At 38.9% G+C, this 15,983-nt stretch carries 10 protein-coding genes; 1 reads left to right on the forward strand and 9 read right to left on the reverse strand.

What is annotated here, in order from left to right; translation table 11 throughout:
• Positions 1–26: 26 nt before the first annotated feature.
• From EDF66_RS01370 to EDF66_RS01390, 5 genes are all read right to left on the reverse strand, one after another.
• Entirely contained in the window at positions 27–1,592 is a 1,566-nt protein-coding gene (locus EDF66_RS01370; RefSeq protein ID WP_132839989.1) for an SLC5 family protein, read from the reverse strand.
• A complete protein-coding gene (locus EDF66_RS01375) occupies positions 1,589–2,962 on the reverse strand; it encodes a hypothetical protein (protein WP_132839991.1) in 1,374 nt (457 codons plus the stop codon). The genes EDF66_RS01370 and EDF66_RS01375 overlap by 4 nt, the downstream gene beginning before the upstream one ends.
• Positions 2,963–3,097: 135 nt before the next feature.
• Positions 3,098–3,880 (reverse strand): SDR family NAD(P)-dependent oxidoreductase, encoded by a 783-nt coding sequence (locus EDF66_RS01380; protein WP_132839993.1) that lies wholly within the window; start codon positions 3,878–3,880, stop codon positions 3,098–3,100.
• Positions 3,881–3,890: 10 nt separating this feature from the next.
• On the reverse strand, positions 3,891–5,069 hold the full coding sequence (gene dgoD / locus EDF66_RS01385; RefSeq protein WP_132839995.1) for a galactonate dehydratase: 1,179 nt from the start codon (positions 5,067–5,069) through the stop codon (positions 3,891–3,893).
• Between the two features lie 192 nt (positions 5,070–5,261).
• Positions 5,262–6,581, reverse strand: a complete 1,320-nt coding sequence (locus tag EDF66_RS01390; protein ID WP_132839996.1) for an aspartate aminotransferase family protein — start codon at positions 6,579–6,581, stop codon at positions 5,262–5,264.
• Positions 6,582–6,782: 201 nt separating this feature from the next.
• On the opposite strand from EDF66_RS01390, the gene EDF66_RS01395 reads away from it, so the two are divergent.
• Positions 6,783–7,598: an SMP-30/gluconolactonase/LRE family protein gene (locus tag EDF66_RS01395; protein ID WP_243655971.1), complete on the forward strand. Its 816-nt coding sequence runs from the start codon at positions 6,783–6,785 to the stop codon at positions 7,596–7,598.
• A gap of 21 nt (positions 7,599–7,619) precedes the next feature.
• On the opposite strand, the gene EDF66_RS01400 is transcribed toward EDF66_RS01395, so the two are convergent.
• The 4 genes from EDF66_RS01400 to EDF66_RS01415 form a co-directional block, all read right to left on the reverse strand.
• A complete protein-coding gene (locus EDF66_RS01400) occupies positions 7,620–8,255 on the reverse strand; it encodes a GntR family transcriptional regulator (RefSeq protein ID WP_132839998.1) in 636 nt (211 codons plus the stop codon).
• A gap of 109 nt (positions 8,256–8,364) precedes the next feature.
• Positions 8,365–11,097 (reverse strand): hypothetical protein, encoded by a 2,733-nt coding sequence (locus tag EDF66_RS01405; RefSeq protein ID WP_132840000.1) that lies wholly within the window; start codon positions 11,095–11,097, stop codon positions 8,365–8,367.
• 72 nt (positions 11,098–11,169) lie between these two features.
• On the reverse strand, positions 11,170–12,783 hold the full coding sequence (locus tag EDF66_RS01410) for a RagB/SusD family nutrient uptake outer membrane protein (RefSeq protein WP_165902326.1): 1,614 nt from the start codon (positions 12,781–12,783) through the stop codon (positions 11,170–11,172).
• A gap of 10 nt (positions 12,784–12,793) precedes the next feature.
• The gene (locus tag EDF66_RS01415; RefSeq protein ID WP_132840003.1) at positions 12,794–15,889 is read right to left on the reverse strand and encodes a SusC/RagA family TonB-linked outer membrane protein; all 3,096 of its coding nucleotides are present in this window, start codon (positions 15,887–15,889) and stop codon (positions 12,794–12,796) included.
• Positions 15,890–15,983: the final 94 nt, after the last annotated feature.

Consider the following 15,983-nt stretch of genomic DNA (forward strand, 5'->3'; position numbering starts at 1 on the left):
AATTCAAATAAAATCGTTACCGATCATTAAAAGTAACGAACGTAAAAATATAGAACGATAACGGTAATTAATAACCACCAATAAAAAGGGTTTCGGACGCCTTTATTATGCTTACGTTCTGATTCAGGCAATTTTAAGCTTTCTTTATCCCATATTAATCCCTTCAAATCCATTTCGGCTGCTGGCTTAGTAACTAAACTAACCAGGAAACAAGCCAACATACAAGTCCAAAAAACAATTCCTGTACGATTAAAGAAAGGCATTTCTGGTAAAAAGAATTCTAAGATAAGCGAGAGCGGTATCGATATAAACCCAGCTGTAAGTGCTCCTGCCGAAGTGGTCCGTTTCCAAAAAATCCCCATCAAAAACATGGTTGCAATACCGGGTGTAAACAAACCATAAAGGTTCATCAGGTATAAAAAAATCGGTTTGTCTGAATAACTGATCAATAAAATAGAACTCATAATCCCGATCATGATAATAATAACACCAGACCTTTTGCCAAAACTTACAGCTTGTTCATCGGACGCTTTTTTATTAAAATATTCCAGATAAATATCCATGGTAAGAATTGTTGTACAGGAATTAATTGCTCCCGAAATATGCGACATGATCGCAGATATTAATCCCGCCATTACAAGACCAATCAATCCTTTAGGAAGCAACTGTTCGACTAAAGTAGCAAACAAAAGGTCTGGTTGATCCAAATGTGGCAAAAATAAAGGTGCAACCAGAGCTGGAATGGTAATAATCAAAGGCACCAAAAACTTAAGATAATTACCAAAAATAACCCCCATACGTCCATGCCATTCATTTTTCGCTGCTAAGACACGTTGCACAATAAATTGATTTGTGGCACAATAAAAAACACTGATACACAACAAACCACCTAAATACATCGTCCAAGGGAAATCGGGATCATCTGCTGGATAAAACATCTTCCAATCTCGACTTGAATCAATAACAGACTGTACGCCTCCAGCTTCTTTTATCGTAGCAAAAGTAAGCACAACACCTCCTACAACAAGTACAACCAGTTGCACCATCTCTGTCCAGATCACAGCGCGCAAACCACCTGTAATGGTATATATTCCGGTCAATATTGCGAGACCAAATACACTATACATAATTGGGATATCGAACAAGGCGTGCAATGAAAGTGCTCCTAAAAAAAGAACCGCTCCAATTTCCACGAAAATATAAGTAAACAGGATCAGCACAGCATAAACTGCTCTCGTAGCTTTGCCAAATCGCTTCTGCAGATATTCGGGTATGGTGTAAAAGCCATTTCGGAGATAAAAGGGTAAGAAAACCCATAATAGTGCATTAAATCCAATAAGAATAGCTCCCCACTCTAAAGTAATCGCCACAAAACCTCTGCTATAGGCTGCTCCCATCGCTCCGACTAAATGATGACTGCTGATATTTGCGGCTATAATACTCCCTCCAATCATCCACCATGGCAACTTGTCTCCTGCTAAAAAGTAATCTCTTTTAGTCTTTGCATTAAAACGGGAGGCATATAAACCTAATAATAAAATGGCTAATATGTAGATAACAAATATCGATATGTCAATAAGTTCTAATTTCATAAAGTCAGCTTTTGAATGGCTTGGGTGATGTGTTGAATAACTTTTTCAAGGCTTCCTGCCGCATATGGTGTTTGCCAAACTGCATACAGATCTTTTTCAAAGAGATCCGCCGGAGGTAAATATCCAACATATCCATTTGCGATATTTATAAATGCAATATTTTGATCTGGAAACGTTTTTCGCAGTTGCTCCTGAGCAAGAGAATACACTTCATTTGCCTGTGCTATTACAAGAGCATTGCCAAGTTGCCATATCCAAATGGGTATATCAACAGTTTTATGATCGCCAATACCTCGACGGGTATTGATCTTTCTCCATAATCTATCTTTCATAACCCGATCGTCACATAATTCGTATTCGAGCATCAAATCTGCTACTGCAGGCAGTTCTTTGTAAGCTACTGTAACCCGTAATATATGAGCTGTCATCCGGTTGTCTCGCTTCTTTTCTTGTAGACCCCACAATGCTAAAGGTGCTCCTGAAATCAATGCTCCTTTAAAAACTAAACTGCTGTTATTTTTAGGAATAGATTCTATTGTGGAAATAACGGCATATCCAAGTTGTCGACCGTGCCTATCCACTACGGCGGGATCGGAAACATATTGTTCTTTTGGAGCTAAGTCGCCTGAAGCACCTTGTAAAAATAAACATGAACATTTCGTATAGCCTTCTACCACTTCGCGCATAGCACCGATATAATCTGGAGATAACATGGTATTCTCATGCGCGAAGGTTGTAGGATGACAGGCATAATTAACCACAGTTGCGATGTGCGTTTCATGTTCGTCTCGCACTACGCCAACTAATAAAGTATCGTCAGCGATCTCCATTGGATTGTATCCGATAAGATATGTGCCATGGTCATCATAATCCCGCTTAGAGGCTAAATTACAAGATCCATATCCCCAAGTTAGAGTTCCGCTTTGTTTCTGTTGCATTCCCTCTTCAATAAGTCCAACAGCTGTTTCCGCTAAAAAATTGAGATAAGGTACAATTAAATCGCCGCCAGGTTTATCGCTGTCAGTGGAACAGATACTTGGTCCTGCGTGTGTATGGGAAAGGCAGATGAGCAGTTGCTCTTCTCGAAGGTTAAATTTATGAAGGATATAATTTCGCAGATTTTTTTCGTCGGTACTATTCTTCCACCACCCAAGGTCGGCCGTGATCCATACGAGAACATCCTGATCTCCACCTTCAATAAGCAGACATTGCATCATCAAAGGTTTGTGAATACTTTTCGCTAAATCGTGCTTTGCGGCTCCCCAATTTCGCGCATAAATAGCTAAAGGAGGCGTGATATCAGCAGCGGTTGCAGCAAATAACCCTGAAAAGGTATCATTTGGTTGTGTTTCGGTTCGCTTAGTGGTCATTATCAAGGTTTATTTCGGTTTAATTGGTCATCATTGACAGATTCTATTTTTCAAATAGTTATTTTCAATAATTGCAGATTCGGATATTGCCATCATTTTCAATCCCATCTGATAATTAGCGGTATCTTATCGATTTTACTTTTTCCGCATCAGAGAAAGCCCCCCGTCCATTAAAATTGTACTCCCCGTAAGATGTCGATTTTCCGGAAGACACATCCAGCAGATCTGCTTTGCTACTTCCTCTGATTCAATAAGTGCCTGAACGGGTACATGATTTTGCGCTTCGGCAGCAAGCTGTGGATCTTGTCTCCATACTTCTTTACTTACTCCAGCATTAACATAACCTGGAGCGATTTCATTGACACGGATGCCTTTTCCGGCATAGGTCAGAGCCATAGTTTGACATAACATTCTTACTGCAGCTTTTGAAACCGAATAAGCGGGTATATTTTCGTGAACAGCATGGGCGGCCCAGCTTCCTAAAAATACAACATTCCCCTTTATCCCTAATTTCACAAAAGATTTACAAGCACTATTTGCCATAAAAAACGAACCGTTCAAATTCACCTGGATTTCATTTTGCCATTCTTCAGTTGTAATCTGTTCTAAATTTTTTAGGGTTACTGTTGCAGCGTTGACAATTGCAACGTCGATATGTCCCCATCTGTTCTCAATATCCTGTATCCACCTCTCGACCGCTGATCCATCACCGACATTAACCTGTTGATAGTGATAATCTATATTTTGATCATCTAACACCGTAAGTTTGCTTAATGCGGCTTCTGGCGATCGCACATCTGCGATCGCTATTTTCGCTCCATGTTTACCAAATTCATGTGCTACAGCTAGTGCGATATCGCCCAAACCTCCGGAAATCAAAACCGCTTTATCTTTAAAACTATTTTCCCAAATGCTCATGTTGTTTTTATTACCAATCGCCTACACTGCCATCTTTGTAAAATGTACGCTGTAGATGTTCTTGTTTAAATGGATGTTTTTTTACTTCTTCCTCATTAATTTCTATCCCTAATCCCGGTCGGGTATTTGGAAGCACAATACGCCCTTCTTTTTGTACTGTAAAGCCTTCCGAAACAACGTCAGAACGCCATTCCACATCATTATGTACACTTTCGCAAATAATATAAGAAGGAGTTGCGAAACCGAGTTCAAGTGATGCTGCTGTACTGACAGGCCCTTGGGGATTATGCGGAGCCATGGAAACGCGGTAAGCTTCGGCCAATGCTGCAATACGGCGCGCTTCTGTAAGACCGCCACAATGGGTAATGTCTGGCTGAATAACACTTACTGCTCTTTTTTCCAGTAATTCCCGGAAAGCATGTACACCGACCAAACGTTCTCCCGAAGCGATCGGCGTCGTGACTGCACGTTGAATCAATGCAATATCATCCATGGTTTCTGGCCAGCAGGGTTCTTCAAAGAAATAAAGTCCGTAGGGTTCCAGTGCCTTAGCAAACATCAACCCCATTCTAGGACTGGGGCGGGCATGACAGTCGACCATGATGTCAATATGATCACCTACAGCTTCACGCATAGCACGCACACAGGCCTCTGCATATTTAATTGGCTGTAAACCTTCTAGCGACATGGTCTCTGGCACTGCCATTGATTTGAATGCCGTAAATCCTTCTTCGACGGCCTGCTGCGCGAGCTCCCCAAATCTTTTAGCATCTCCAGGTGCAGTTTCATAGAAATCTTCCATTTTCCCACCCCCAAGGTGGCAATACAAACGCACATGATCGCGTACACGGCCACCCCAGAGTTCATGACACGGTACTTGATGAATTTTACCTAAAATATCCCAAAGTGCAATATCGATACCACTGATGGCCGTTCCTCTGACAATACCGTTGCCATGCCAAAAATGTTGTCGGTACATCATCTGCCAGAGATGCTCTATGCGTCTAGGATCTTCGCCAACAAGCAACTGCGAGATATCTTCAATCGCTCCTACAACACTTTTTGTATGCCATTCAAGTGTAGCTTCTCCCCATCCCCATAATCCCGGCTGATCGGTGACAACTTTCACAAAAATCCAATTCCTCATCCGTGCATGACACACATAAGTTTCGATAGCTGTAATTTTCATTCGTTTATAATTATATCGTGTTAGTCTATTTTCATCATATACAGTAATAACCCACTCCTAATTCATGAGCTCAAAACAGGCTCTTTAAGTTACAGGTATTCGTATAAAACTTCGGTAGTGATAAAAAACTTCTTGTGCATAATTTCTACTTTTTGAAAAAGATATGCTTTTGAAGGTTCTGGTTTATAGCTGTTATAATTGATCAATTACTTTTTTTGTTTTATCCAATGTCTCTGCTATATCTGCAATAGAATGTGCATAGGATATACTTCCTTGTTTAATCGCTGCAGGGAAATTAAAAATCCCATTTTCAATCAACTTTTTACGATACGTTACATCAAACTGAAAATCGTGATGTGTCAAAATATCATGAAAATCTACAGGCGCATGATCCATAAAATAAGCACAGAATGCGGATCCTTGACGAGCAACATAATGTGTGATACCTTTCGTTGTAAAGATATCCCGCAACCCTTCTTCCATCATTTTACCTAAAGATTCAACATGCCCGTAAACATCGCAAATGGGATCAGCTAGTTTCTTCAAAGTAGCTATTGCCGCCGCTGTGGTCAATGGAAATGCATTGAACGTTCCCGCAATAAGGACTCTTTCTTTCTTTTCGGGATGTACAAAATAATCCATATACTTCTTCTTTCCTGCAATCACGCCTAAAGGATAACCGTTGGCAACCGCTTTTCCAAAAGTCGAAAGGTCCGGCTGTATACCACACAGAGATTGATAACCTCCCAACGCGTGTCTAAAACCGGTCTTTACTTCATCGAATACAAGTAAGAATCCATTCTCATCTGCCAATTTACGTAAACCTTCTAAATATCCAACTGTAGGTTTTACAATTCCAATGTTCTGTAAAATAGGCTCGAGAATGATACAGGCTATTTCGTATCTTTTAATTAAATAAGCAATAGATGCTAAATCATTATAATTAACAATATGTACAAGTGAGCTGTGAGATTTAGGAACACCGGCAGATGAAGAATCAAAAGGATATTCACCAGGAGAGACACGAGCTCCGATATCTTCCAAGGTACTGATGACATTACAAGAAACGTCGTTATGCCAGCCATTGTATCCGCCCTGCATAACAATAATATGATCGCGTTTTGTTGCCGCACGTGCTATTCTTATGGCATGATAAGTCGCTTCAGAGCCTGTTGTTGTAATCTGAATACAATCTACGGTTGGTACACTTTTACAAAATAAAGAAGCAAACTCACCTTCAAGAGTGGTTGGTCCAGCTCCCATTAAAATGGAATTATCCTGTAAAACAGCCGTCACTGCCTGATTAATATCCGGATCATTATGTCCTAGAAAAGAAGCTGCAAATCCCGCCTGATAATCGATATACTCATTACCATCTAAGTCGCGAACACGACTTCCTTTCCCGCTCTCAAAGCAGATATTTGGCTCGGATTTTCTGTTCAAGGAAACCACTCCTCCGGGTATCCATTTTTCATTTTCCAGTAATAAACTGTTAGATTTAGATCTGATCATATTGAATGTAAATTTTATAATTCCTGTTTACTTAAACAAAACAATTAACCAACATATAACAGGTAGAAGATTTTAATCTCCAAGAGCAGACACTAGGTTGTAATGGATATTAGTGTTATTATAATGTTTATAATTGATTGCTTATTATGTATACTAAATTACACTAAAAATGTATACATTTAAAATATATTTTGAATTTTTATGAAAATAAATGCAAATCATTCCATTTTACTCGAAGACCTCCAGTTTCCTGAAGGCCCTGCTTTTGATAAAAAAGGAACATTATGGTTCGTGGAACAGCTTAATGGCAGTATTAGTGAATATAATAACGGAATACTAACACGCCATTTGGTAGGTGGTCGACCGAATGGAATAGCTATAGACCAAACAGATTTAATATGGTTCTGTGATTCGCTAAACAATGAAATCAGAACGTACAACCCCGCAACAAGCACGGTTAACACCATTGTATCGCACATAGACGGGATGGCACTTAATCTACCTAATGACCTTGCGTTTGACGAGTTAGAAAATCTGGTATTCACGTGTTCAGGTGAACAATTACATCTGGGAGATGGCTATTGCTGTGCTCGCAACAGAATGGGAAAACTTGTCAAAATAGAAACCATTCGTTTTTATCCCAACGGCTTAGCTTTCAGCAAAGACGGACGGCACTTATACTTATCAGAAACTGGAACACAACGTATTTGGAAGGGAAATTGGGATAGTAAATCCTTAACTTGGAATAACCCAGAAGTCTTTACGGAGACCGGAGGACCTGTAGGACCAGACGGAATGGCATTTGATGAATTAGGCCGACTTTACGTAGCGGTATTTGGTTCTTCATCGATTCATGTATACGACCATAAAGGAAATATAGATCAGAAAATTAAACTCTCGGGTGCGAATCCAACAAACTGTGCATTTGACCCAATTAACAAATTAGGGCTTATTATAACGGAAGCAGAAAAGGGGCAATTATTAAGTTATAAAACTGATTTAAAAGGAATTGTATAAAAAAAAGAACTAAAGAGTCTATTAAAACTCAATAGACTCTTTTTCTCCCCGATCTAAATGTTCCAATAAGGTATCGATCGATTCCTTCAACTTTCCATTTTTCAAATAGTCAACTATTCTGCGATGTTCTACATCGGTTTGTTTGTAGTCGTCCATATGACTGAGTGCATTTCCTAGCTTGAGATGAAATAAAGGAATATTACTATTATGATAGATCTGCAATAACCGCTCATTACCGGTCGCTTCAATTATTTTTTCATGAAATTTAACATCTGCTTCACATGCTCCGCCATAATATCCTTTCTCGACCATAGATGTAAAGTCTTCACAGATAAGCTCCAGCTCTTTAATCGTCTGTTTATTATTTTTGCTAAATAGAATTTTCAGAGCACCAACCTCTAATAATTCACGTAGTTCACGAATATCTTTGATATCATCAGCTGTCATTTTTTTCACAAAGCAACCTCCCTTTTCGCCATACTCCACCAATCGCTCACCCGACAATCTCATGAAAGCTTCTCGAATAGCCACCCGACTAACGCTTAATTTTTCAGCCCACAGACTTTCTACTAATCTTGCTCCACCAACAAGTTGATTTGACAATATTTTCTTACGTATCTCCTGATACGCTTTATATGACAACGAGTCTTCCTTCATTTTGTATACAATTTTATTCAAAAATAAGAATACATCCGCTATATTACAGCATACTTTGGATATATTCTTACATGGCACTATAAAAATATAATAGTTGATTACATTTGCATTAATTAATACTCAAAACTGATTCTGATGCAACATAGGAGCGCTCTAGCTTGATGGTAAAATTTCCACCCGTAGTTCTAAAACTTAAAACATGTTTACCTGCATCGACGATCGTGTTAAAATTTACAGCTAAGTCTTTACTGCTTACATTCCAAAAGCCTTCTTTCACTCCGGCAAAAATCACTTCTTTTTCCTCTCCTGCTGGAATCTGGAGATGAATAATTTCATCAAGAAGATTCTTTCCTTTTGATATATAGACAATCTTATCTGCTACATGAAGCAAATAATAGTTACTGAACTCTTCGTATGCTACCTTCAATGGTTGCGCATCCCCATCAACCATTTGAAATATAGTTAAAAACTGATCTGCTTTATTACTTTGTTTAGGAGCATACATAATACGATAACCACTTGCTTCTGGCCATTTCGAATTCACTTCATATGCTGCTCCAAAAACATGACTGGACTCTTTACCCCCCAATATCTCAAGGGTACGGTCTTCTTTTTTTGGCAACAACATATCAACATAGGTCTTCCCTACTTTACCTTTCAATTCACTTTTCAAGACCAACCTTCCTTGTTCTTCAATTGGCGCATTTAATGTATTAATTTGCCAATATTTTTTAAACGTTGCATCTTGTACCAGCATATCATCGGTCAGAATAATCGCAGCCGGCACATCCTTGCGTTCCAGATTCAAAAAAAGAAAACCTCTGGAGTAGGACGTCATCTTTGCTGTATAAGCAGCTGTTAAATCCATGTTATAATAACTAAATCCTATTTTTTTAGCAACATCTCCTAATGCTGCTGACCGAACAAATCCAACATTGAACCAGGGATCTTTTTGCGTTTCTTCGGGAGTTTTCGGAAACCTTTGACTGAACCGTGTACCACCATCATTTGTCTTGGTTCTAAACAACAACTTCTCATTAGGATCCACTGCCATCATCATACTGTGAGATACAGAACGTTTATTAAAATTAAAGTCATAAGGGGATCCATAAGACAGGTACAAACCCAAATCACCAACTTGTATACCGCGATAATAAATCTGCAACGCACCTGCATCAGCATGTTGATGATTACCAAAATGATAACCACCTCCTTTTATTTCAGCAACCACATCATCACTGCTAGGCTCTTGATTCCATCCCGTACGCACAACCATACTCCCTAAAACTGGGCCAAAGTCTTTAGCTAGCGGAAGGGTAGTCTGATCATACTCAGGCTTTACATCGGGATCGTTCAGCAGTAAAAACAGAATGGGATTATTAGGCAACCCTCCTTGTTTATAAAACTCACCTTTAATAATCCTATTTCCGGAAAAAGCATAACACAATAGCATCGTCTGCGGGTTTTTCCAATAGAATTCATCGCTCGCCGAATATTTTACATTAAACATATCACCATCTCGAAGCATTTTTCCATCTGGTGTACGCATATAGAGCCAATAGTCACTCATATTTTTTATATTATCATCAAAAACAGAATAACCCAACATACGGTAATATAACCACACGGCATGCATTTCCCATCCAAACCGATATCCTCCATAATCAACACCTTGATTATGACGTGGTGATTGATATTCAAATTTGCGCATCGGTACCAATTGCTCTAAAATAGTATATGAGATATACTTATAAGGTTCTGGATCTTCATCATATACAGCTAAACTCCAAGACAACATATCTCTGCATATCTGCGCTTCATTACCATGCCCATTGATGATACTTTCCAGACCATAAAAAGGTGGCCAACCAATTTCCATATCGCGCACCAACCGTTTAAAGTCTAATCTTAATGCAGTTTTGGTCTGTGTATCGATTAAAGGGTAACACCAATCATAGACTAATGCCCCTGTATAGATCGCCCTTCCCAATTCTCTGGTTATATCTCCATGTGTCACATTTCCAAATTCCAATACAGAGAGATACTTTGTCACTAAATCAACGGCTTCTCTACCAACAGAGACATCTTGGGTCATTAAATAATAGAATGCTTTCTGCTCGATAACCTGTTCCAATTTTTCATCATAAAAAACTTCTTTGCTGCGATCAAATTCCATAGGATACGGTTTTAGGGAAGCTGCTTTCACAGCTTCCCAGGCAACCTTATTCTCTGCAGCTAACAATCTACTTTTCACTATAGGCAGACTCTCTTTATTAACCCATAATCGCGGTCTTTCGGCACTTGGAACTATCTTAGGTTTATACTGCTCCGCAGCCAATGGTGCAACAGGTGGAACATATGGCCTTATTGCAATCGTACTCACCAATACTTGAGCAGGGAGCCAGATCTTTAATTTTTGTTTCTTTTCGGTGATTTCAAATTTACCCAGCACCTGCTTACCAGCATTATAACGATCATAGACAATACGTTTTGTTAGTCGAGCAGCTCCAATTTGAAAATAAGCATAAGCGGTTAACAAACCTGTTGTATCCTGTTTCTTCAATAATTCCATATTTACGGGCTGCGACTCCGTCTCCAGTACATATATTCCCGGCTGGTCAACTTGAATGTCAACTTCTACATCCGCCATACCTTTTTGATAACTATTATGTCCGGCTGCATTTAAGCACACACCAAGCTGACCTTCAACTTTACGTACGACAGTTGTCTTCTTATTTACTTTCCCGTATTGCAACAAGATAACCGAACCCGCTTTTTCTTGCCCCAATGAAAACAAACTAGATAAAATCAGGGAAACTATTAAAATAAACCTATTAAACATCTTCTTATAAAATCACTAATAAATTAAAACTTCTGATCTGCATCTAACATGCAAATATCTGGGCAGTAATACTTATTCCCAACCCGGATTTTGAGTTAAAGCAGGATTGACATCCCTCTCTGATTGCGGTATTGGCCATAAATAATAATGATCGGGGAAACCTCTTTGTCTGATTTTAACTCCTGTAAATTCTGTCATCCATACACCATCAACGACACCTTTAGCGATCTTCCATCTTCGGATATCAGAATAACGCTGCCCCTCTCCACACAACTCAATCATACGCTCATGTCGAATTTTTTCGCGCATTTGCTCTTTATTTAATCCTTTTGAAAGAGCAGGCATATTTGCACGATTACGAACAGCATCAACTGCGTCGTAGACGCTCTGATCAGCTCCAGCACTTTCATTTTGAGCTTCAGCATACATCAACATCACATCTGCCAAGCGTATGAGCGGAAAGTTTTGAGGCATATTGTCTTGTAATACATATACCGAACCTGTTTCTACAAATTTTCGCCAAGCATAACTACCAGCTGTCCAAACAGGCACATAAGCCTGAGGATCAGAAGTCACCACAGGGAATTTATATAAATATTCCACCCCACCTTTACCGACAAAGGTTGACCACGGTAAAACTACAGACTTCTGTAAACGGAGATCTCTGTTTTCAAAGAGCTTTCTCACTGAAGATTCATCTGTCCAATCGGCAGGATTGTCAGGATTAAAAGTCGTTCCCTGTGCATTCCTAAAATTCTTAAAGTCAAATGGAGTACCGTCTTTCATTTCATAAGCATTTATTAATGCAGGTGTTGGGCGTGTACGCTGAGAACCAGAAGTCGCCCCCCTGGCATTACCGTAGTTTCTATCGGTTGCTAAACCATTTCCCTGCTCGGCAATATACTGTACATCAAAGATAACTTCACTATTATTATTTCCAGCTACACGAAATAAGTTATGGTAGTCACTTACTAATGTTCTATCACTTTTTTGCATCAACTCTTTAAAATCTGCTGCGGCTTTTTCATACTCTTTAGCCCACAGATGCGCCTTTCCACGCATCGCTAATGCTGCCCATTTTGTAATACGCCCTTTGCTTGACTGACCATAACTTGCTGGTAAAAGCTGATAGGCATCTGTCATATCCTTAACAATAAAATCATAAACTTCCTTTTCACTATTTCGTGCTTTGTATGATTCATCTACATTCATAGGATAATCGTAAAGAGGTACAGCCCCAAAATAATCCCATAACTTGAAATAGAAATAACTCCTAAAAAACTTCGACTCTCCTAGCGTACGATTTTTAGTTTCTTCGCTCATCTGGATGCCCGGTATATTTTTCAGTGCCGTATTAGCACGATAGATCCCTTTAAAAAAGATACCCCATGAAGTCGAGTAAAATGATGCATTTGCAGGAAACACTCCGGTTGTCAAACCGGTAGCAAATGACTGATAAGAGATATCAGTAAAATCATCCATCATTCCATACATAACGATGCTATTTGTAAACTCACGATTGGCGTGATAAATAGCATCAACACCCATTACCGCGTCTTTTTCTGATTTCCAGAAATTGCCTTCTGATAAACCTACTAATGAATTTCGATCCAGAAAATCATCACAAGAACTAAGAAAACAGATAGACAATGAGGCTAATATTATTTTGCTAATTTTTTTAATCATGACTTTTCTATTAAAATGTAACATTTAAACCAACCACCCACTGCTTCATTAATGGATAGGAGACACTGGCATTCTCAGGGTTGTATCCTTTAAAAGTTGTGAACGTGAAATAATTCTCAAGATTTGCATAAACCCTTAATCTATCTACTTTAAATTTAGAAGTCATCGCTTGGGGTAAAGCATATCCTAACTGAAGTGATTTAATTCTGAAATAAGAGGTATTGTACAACCAATAATCACTATACATCGTATTTAAAGCTGATCCTGAATTTAGTAACCTTGGATATTCTTTTGATTTATTTTCAGGTGTCCAACGGTTTAAAATTTCTTCGCGTTGCAAGAATCCTTCATTGATATTGAACGTATTAAAACCATCATTGCCCCAATATTCCTTTACTCCTCCGGTTCCCTGACCAATAACACTGAGATCAAAACCTTTGTAACCCACATTCATATTTAATCCATAGGTGATTTTTGGTAATGCAGAATACGCTTTTACCACCCGGTCTTGATCATTAAAGATCTTATCCCCATTGGTATCCTTGTAAAGCATATCCCCTGGCTTTGGAACACCTCCCACATAAGTACCAAAAGTGTAACCATCGGCCAGCAACTGATCTATTTCGGCCTGGTCCTGGATAATCCGATCAAACTCTAAGAGATAATAACTATTGAAGGCATTATTTTCCTGTGTAATAGTCGCTGCATTTATAGATTTTGAACCATTAAACTTGGTTACTTTATTATTTACTGTAGACAGGTTACCTGCAATATGATAAGTTAAATCCCGACCGATCTTACCTTGGTACCCTAACTGAAACTCCATTCCCTTGTTTTTCATTTCGGCAATATTTTGCCATGGTGGTGAAAAATTACCTAACACAAGTGGAATCGGAATTTTAGTTAAGATATCACTAGTTGTTTTATCAAAGTACTCCACAGTTAAAGTTAATCGATTTTTTAACAAGGCCAAGTCAACACCAACATTCGTGATCGTCGTAGTCTCCCATTTAATCTTACTATTGGCGAGCTCCTTTGGAGCGACACCTTGCTGCAATTGACCTCCAAATGGATAAAGGTAAGACCCATAAACAACTTGATATGTGTAGTCTCCAATTCGATTATTTCCTAAACGTCCCCAGGATCCTCTTATTTTTATATCGCTGAATGTACTTTTCAATCCTTGTGCAAACGATTCTTCCAAAACTCTCCAGCCGGCAGAAAAAGAAGGAAAGAAACCCCATCGATTCTCTTTTGCAAACCTCGAGGAACCATCATACCGTGCATTAGCTTCGAATAAATACTTTCCTTTATAATCATAATTAACACGTCCAAAATAAGATTGAAGAGCATCGTCTGTTCCTGAACCATTTATAGCTTCAAGATTAGCTCCTGCGTCAAGAATATAGATCGCATCATCACCTAAGATATCATTCTTCTTCGCATCAAATTTATCCATACGATTATATTGCTGATCGAAACCAAATAACACCGCAAGATTGTGGCTTTCATTGAAAGTTTCTCTATAACGCATAAGCGTATTCAACACCGTTGAATAATCGCGACGGCTTCCATTGAACAGACTATTGACACTCGGTTTCTTTTGATATTCAAAATCAGTCTGGAAATTCCAAAGAGAGTAGGGACGTACATATTCCCAATCTCGATTATTCCCATAATTAAAACCAAAGCTACTCTCCCATTCTAAATTTTTCAATATATTAACGATACCAAAAAACTTTAATCCCAAACGTTGCTTTTCGTAATTCCCTCTTGTATTATCTACATAAGCTCTAGGATTTGATCCTGCAGGTAAACCTTTAAACATCTCACCTCCATATCGACCATCTTCATATACCGGAATCACTCCTGGTGTAGTATTGCGGATACTCGAAAAGAAACTAGAGACATCTACCGGCCCACGATCTGACCACGATCCAAAAACGTTCCCTCCCAGGGTGAGGAAGTTTTTTATTTTCGAATCTGCATTAATTCGAAAATTGTATCTTTTAAAATTTGAGTTATCAATAATTCCCTTATTATCGAGATATCCCAATGACATCGCAAAACTGCCCTTCTGTCCTCCTCCACGAACAGATAGATTATGTTCTGTTAACATAGAGCTTTTTAACATTTCATCGTACCAATCCGTATTAGGATAAAGCGGATTTCCTGCTGCAGACTCTCTACGCCACTCTTCAATAAGCGTATTTGGATATTTCTCACGACCTTCAGATTCATTAACCAATTCCATATGTGTAGCCATATCGGTGATAAATCCGATATTTTTAGACGCTGACTGCCGTCCTGCGTAGCCACTATAGGTAACAGTAAACTTATCTTCCTTTCCTCTTTTTGTCGTTACAAGAATAACCCCATTCGCTGCTCTTGATCCATAAATAGCGGAAGAAGAAGCATCTTTAAGTATGGAAACGTTTTCTACATCATTAGGATTAACATCATTTAACGCACCTGGAACACCATCAATAATAACCAAAGGAGATGCATCATTCATGGTCCCCTTACCCCTTACCAGGACATTAAATCCCTCAGCACCTGGAGCAGCGGAAGTCTGCGATATATTCAAACCGGAACTCATGCCCACTAATGCTGATGATAAATTCATGGTCGGCCTACTTGTAGTGGATTCATTAAATTGAACAGAAGAAACAGCTCCTGTCAAATTAGCCTTTTTCTGGGTTCCATAGCCCACAACTACAACCTCATCTAAGGCTTCTACAGAAGAAATCAAAGTAACTGAAGCCGCTTCGTTGGCTCTTAGGACTTGACTAGTAAATCCAATAAGTCTAAACTGCAGTTTATCAGTTTTACTCCCCTTGATAACATATGAGCCATCTCCAGCTGAAGATGAAACGTACCCTGTCGTCAAATTCTTAATTTCTACACCTGCAAGTGCATTCCCGTTGGGATCTACTATTCGGCCATTAATCATATCCTGTTTGGCTAGAAGAGACAAAGAGATTTCTCGATTCTCCAAGGCCGTTGAAGAAAGAGGAAGCACTGCCAGAAAATTAATGACAGGGACAAGGAGAAGACCTGATTTTGCCTTACCCCAAAGCCTGTTTCGGTTGATGTGTGTTTTCATTATTTATCTTGGTTTATAATTGTAAACATTTTAAATATTAGCACTGAATTCGACTAAGTGATGATAAAATCTATTCTATAGCGTTCAAATGCGC

Source organism: Sphingobacterium sp. JUb20 (assembly GCF_004342035.1).
Classification (GTDB): Bacteria; Bacteroidota; Bacteroidia; order Sphingobacteriales; family Sphingobacteriaceae; genus Sphingobacterium; species Sphingobacterium anhuiense.

What these genes read in the sequence shown, in the direction of transcription:
- EDF66_RS01405 (WP_132840000.1), bottom strand. Translation starts at nt 11,097, where the DNA reads ATGTTTAATAGGTTTATTTTAATAGTTTCCCTGATTTTATCTAGTTTG.
- EDF66_RS01415 (WP_132840003.1), bottom strand. Translation starts at nt 15,889, where the DNA reads ATGAAAACACACATCAACCGAAACAGGCTTTGGGGTAAGGCAAAATCA.
- EDF66_RS01380 (WP_132839993.1), bottom strand. Translation starts at nt 3,880, where the DNA reads ATGAGCATTTGGGAAAATAGTTTTAAAGATAAAGCGGTTTTGATTTCC.
- EDF66_RS01395 (WP_243655971.1), top strand. Translation starts at nt 6,783, where the DNA reads ATGAAAATAAATGCAAATCATTCCATTTTACTCGAAGACCTCCAGTTT.
- EDF66_RS01410 (WP_165902326.1), bottom strand. Translation starts at nt 12,783, where the DNA reads ATGATTAAAAAAATTAGCAAAATAATATTAGCCTCATTGTCTATCTGT.
- dgoD (WP_132839995.1), bottom strand. Translation starts at nt 5,069, where the DNA reads ATGAAAATTACAGCTATCGAAACTTATGTGTGTCATGCACGGATGAGG.
- EDF66_RS01390 (WP_132839996.1), bottom strand. Translation starts at nt 6,581, where the DNA reads ATGATCAGATCTAAATCTAACAGTTTATTACTGGAAAATGAAAAATGG.
- EDF66_RS01375 (WP_132839991.1), bottom strand. Translation starts at nt 2,962, where the DNA reads ATGACCACTAAGCGAACCGAAACACAACCAAATGATACCTTTTCAGGG.
- EDF66_RS01370 (WP_132839989.1), bottom strand. Translation starts at nt 1,592, where the DNA reads ATGAAATTAGAACTTATTGACATATCGATATTTGTTATCTACATATTA.
- EDF66_RS01400 (WP_132839998.1), bottom strand. Translation starts at nt 8,255, where the DNA reads ATGAAGGAAGACTCGTTGTCATATAAAGCGTATCAGGAGATACGTAAG.